Here is a 3,849-nt window from a genome sequence, read left to right on the forward strand (position 1 = left end):
GCGGAGCTTCGGTTCGGGATCATGCCTTAAATGGGCAGACCGCCTCAATAACGCAACACCTGGCGCAGTATCTGCCCGCCGCGCTCGACGGTAAAGCGCCACCAGCGCGTGTCCTGCTGAGCAATTTGCGCCAGCGTCGCCGCGGTGTCGATGCTGGTGCCGTTCACCTCGCGCACGATATCGCCGGGCTGGAAGCCGAAATCGGCGGCCGGCGAATCGCGACTGATATCGATGACGGTGACACCCTTGAGGTCGGTGCGAAGGCCAAGCCGCTGGGCAAGCCTGGGCGACAGCTCGGCGACCTTGGCGCCGGCGAAGGGACTGCGGCCGCGCAAGGTGACCTCGCTGGGCTTGGCGCCTTCCGGCGCGCGCTCCAGCGGGATTTCCAGCGTCGCCTGCTGGCCCTTGCTCAGCACGACGAAGGTCGCCTTGGTGCCGATCGACAGCGTCGCCATGCGATAGTCGAGCGCCTCGATGCTTTCGACCGGCGTGTTGTTGAGCGACAGGATGACGTCGCCCGGCTTCAGGCCGGCCTTGCCGGCGGGGCCGGAGCCCTCGACCGATGAAACCAATGCGCCGGTCGGCTTCTCCATGCCGAGCGATTCGGCGATCTGCGGCGTCACCAGTTCGAATTCAGCGCCGATATAGGGCCGCTCGAAGAAGTCGAGCCCGGCCTTGGCGGCGTCGGCAAAGGCGCGCACCATATTCGAGGGAATGGCGAAGCCGATGCCGATCGAGCCGCCGCTGCGGCTGTAGATGGCCGTGTTGATGCCGACCAGCTGGCCGCCCATGTTGATCAGCGCGCCGCCGGAATTGCCGGGATTGATGGCCGCATCGGTCTGGATGAAATAACCCGAATCCGAAACGCCGATATGGCTGCGGGCAAGCGCCGAGACAATGCCGCTGGTGGTGGTCTGGCCGACGCCGAACGGGTTGCCGATGGCGAGTACCAGGTCGCCGACCTCGAGCGCGTCGGAATCGCCGATCGCGATCACCGGAAACGGCTTGTCGGCTGAAATCTTGAGCACGGCAAGATCGAGCGTCTCGTCCTTGAGCATAACCTTGGAGGTGAACTCGCGCCCGTCGGCTGTCGCGACCTTCACCTCATCGGCATCCTTGATGACGTGGAAGTTGGTCACGATGACGCCGCTTGGATCGACCAGCACGCCCGAGCCCAGCGAGGACTGCGCGCGCGGCTGAGCGCGGCCGAAGAACTCCTCGAAGAAGGGATCGCCCTCGAAAGGTGACGTCACCTTGGCGGTCTGCGAGGCATAGACATTGACCACCGCAGGTGCGGTCTGCTTGACCAGCGGCGCGAAGGAGAGCTGCACCTCCTCGCGGCCGAACGGCACCCGCTTGTCGGGGCCGGACGTGCCATTCTCGCCCTCGACGCCATGCAACAGGTCGGTCAGCACGTCGGAGAGGCCCGGATCCGCCGGCTTGGCGGCATCCTCGGCAAAAGCCTGTCTTGCGGCCGGTGCCACGGCGAAGACGGCCAGCGCGGCAACAAGAAACAGTCGTTTGAGGTGCATTTTCGAATCCCTCCAGATCGGGCGCCATTGTCCCGACGATTGTGCAGAATGAAAGGCTAAGGCGATGAAATCGAATTATTTTCAGCCAGTAACCGGCTATAGCTGTATCCGCAATCTGGTACTGTTGTCCGTTTCATGAAAAAGCAGCTCGCTTCCTTCCGCGATTTCCTGGCGACCGGTGTCTTGGGACCGGTGTCGCCCGACATGAGGCTTATCGAGATAGCACAGGCGCTCGGGTCACCCGACGGATGGAATATCAGCGACGGTGACCCGATTCCGGTCTACTGGTTCTTCGGCAACCTGGAGATTTCCTTCGACAGCATCGCACCCCACTCGACGAATTGGTTTCAGATCGAAGGGGCATCGCAACTCGAGGGTGAATTTGAACCTTTGACCAAACAGCTGAAGGTGTCGCTAGATGGATTCAGCGGCGCAACGAGGCCGTCCGAATTCCTTGCAGCAGGCCTGTGGGATCCCACGCAGGCTTCCGTCTACTACGCGGCGCTAAGCGACGACATCCTGCTGAACGTTTGTGCCGGCGGCATCCGGATTCATTTCCAGGTCGACACGTCTTTCATCGGCAATCGCGACGTGATTGAATTTTTGAACAGTTCGACCGTGCTGCAACTTGTCCGGAATATCGACTCTCGAACCAAGGTTGACAGCATCTACTCCTATCCGCGGAAGGCCACCGAAGAGCTGCCCGGGGTGTTCAATTGGCAGTGCCTGGCTGGCCAGGACTACCTGAACCTGGTTCGATAGGTTGCAGGCAAAAGTACAAAGGGGCCCGAAGGCCCCTTGAACGCTTTCTCGGAGTATCCGTGCCTCAGGCGGCCGCGGCTTCCTCATTAGCGCCCTCGGCCTCGAGGCGGGCGCGGTCGGCGGCGCCCTTGGCCGAGGTGTCGCGGTCGACGAATTCGATGACCGCCATGGCAGCGTTGTCGCCCTTGCGGAAGCCTGCCTTCATGATGCGCAGGTAGCCGCCGTTGCGGGTGGCGTAGCGCGGGGCGAGGGTCTCGAACAGGCGCTTGACGACGCCTTCATTGCCGATCTGCGCGATCACCTGGCGGCGGGCGTGCAGGTCGCCGCGCTTGCCGAGCGTGACGAGCTTCTCGACGATCGGACGCAGGTCCTTCGCCTTCGGCAGGGTGGTGACGATCTGCTCGTGCTCGATCAGAGACACGGCGAGGTTGGCGAACATCGACTTACGATGGCTGATGCTGCGGGCGAAACGACGGCCTTTGAAACCGTGGCGCATGGCTCTTTTCCTTCTTCAGTTGTTCAAGAGGCCACGGCCTCTGATGGTTTTCCGCATGACCGTCGGATCGAGCGGCTCGCGCCGCCGATCCTTGGAATTCATGCTCAATATTGGTCTTCGTAACGCTTTGCGAGGTCTTCGATGTTTTCCGGCGGCCAGTCCGGCACTTCCATGCCGAGATGGAGGCCCATGGCCGCCAGCACTTCCTTGATCTCGTTCAGCGACTTGCGGCCGAAGTTCGGGGTGCGCAGCATCTCGGCTTCGGTCTTCTGGATCAGGTCGCCGATATAGACGATGTTGTCGTTCTTCAGGCAGTTGGCCGAACGCACCGAAAGTTCGAGTTCGTCGACCTTCTTGAGCAGCGCCGGGTTGAAGGCGAGCTCGGTGACGGCTTCGGTCGCGACTTCCTTCTGCGGCTCGTCGAAGTTGACGAACAGCGCGAGCTGGTCCTGCAGGATGCGGGCGGCGAAGGCGACCGCGTCCTCGCCCGAGATCGAGCCGTTGGTCTCGATGGTCATGGTCAGCTTGTCATAGTCGAGCACCTGGCCCTCGCGGGTGTTCTCGACCTTGTAGGAGACCTTCTTGACCGGCGAGTAGAGCGAGTCGACCGGGATCAGGCCGATCGGCGCGTCCTCGGCGCGGTTGCGCTCGGCGGGCACATAGCCCTTGCCGGTGTCGACGGTGAACTCCATGCGGATCTCGGCGCCCTCGTCCAGCGTGCAGATGACGTGGTCGGGGTTGAGGATCTCGACGTCGCCGACGGTCTGGATGTCGCCGGCGAGCACGGCGCCCGGGCCCTGCTTGCGCACGACCATGCGCTTGGGACCATCGCCTTCCATGCGGATGGCGATTTCCTTGATGTTGAGCACGATGTCGGTCACGTCCTCGCGCACGCCGGCGATGGACGAGAATTCATGCAGTACGCCGTCGATCTGCACGGCGGTGACAGCCGCGCCGCGCAGCGAAGACAGAAGCACGCGCCGCAGCGCGTTGCCCAGCGTCAGGCCAAAGCCGCGTTCGAGCGGCTCGGCCCCCAGCGTGGTCAGCGTCTTCTTCTTC

At 62.9% G+C, this 3,849-nt stretch carries 4 protein-coding genes; 1 reads left to right on the top strand and 3 read right to left on the bottom strand.

The features are described 5' to 3' along the window. Nucleotides 1–44: 44 nt before the first annotated feature. Nucleotides 45–1,532, bottom strand: coding sequence for a DegQ family serine endoprotease (locus EOA28_RS27980; RefSeq protein ID WP_127251513.1), 1,488 nt, complete (start codon nucleotides 1,530–1,532; stop codon nucleotides 45–47). Nucleotides 1,533–1,667: 135 nt separating this feature from the next. Between EOA28_RS27980 and EOA28_RS27985 the strand changes: the two genes are divergently transcribed. After that, complete coding sequence (locus EOA28_RS27985) at nucleotides 1,668–2,294, top strand: hypothetical protein (protein WP_128315495.1); 627 nt, start codon at nucleotides 1,668–1,670, stop codon at nucleotides 2,292–2,294. A 64-nt stretch (nucleotides 2,295–2,358) separates the two neighbouring features. Here EOA28_RS27985 and rplQ read toward each other — a convergent pair whose 3' ends face one another. Continuing rightward, nucleotides 2,359–2,790 (bottom strand): 50S ribosomal protein L17, encoded by a 432-nt coding sequence (gene rplQ / locus EOA28_RS27990; protein WP_126082799.1) that lies wholly within the window; start codon nucleotides 2,788–2,790, stop codon nucleotides 2,359–2,361. A 104-nt stretch (nucleotides 2,791–2,894) separates the two neighbouring features. Then, nucleotides 2,895–3,849 (bottom strand): DNA-directed RNA polymerase subunit alpha (locus EOA28_RS27995; RefSeq protein ID WP_128315496.1); only part of this gene is annotated, 955 nt, incomplete at its 5' end.

It is taken from the genome of Mesorhizobium sp. M2A.F.Ca.ET.067.02.1.1, from assembly GCF_004023285.1.
Lineage (GTDB): Bacteria > Pseudomonadota > Alphaproteobacteria > Rhizobiales > Rhizobiaceae > Mesorhizobium.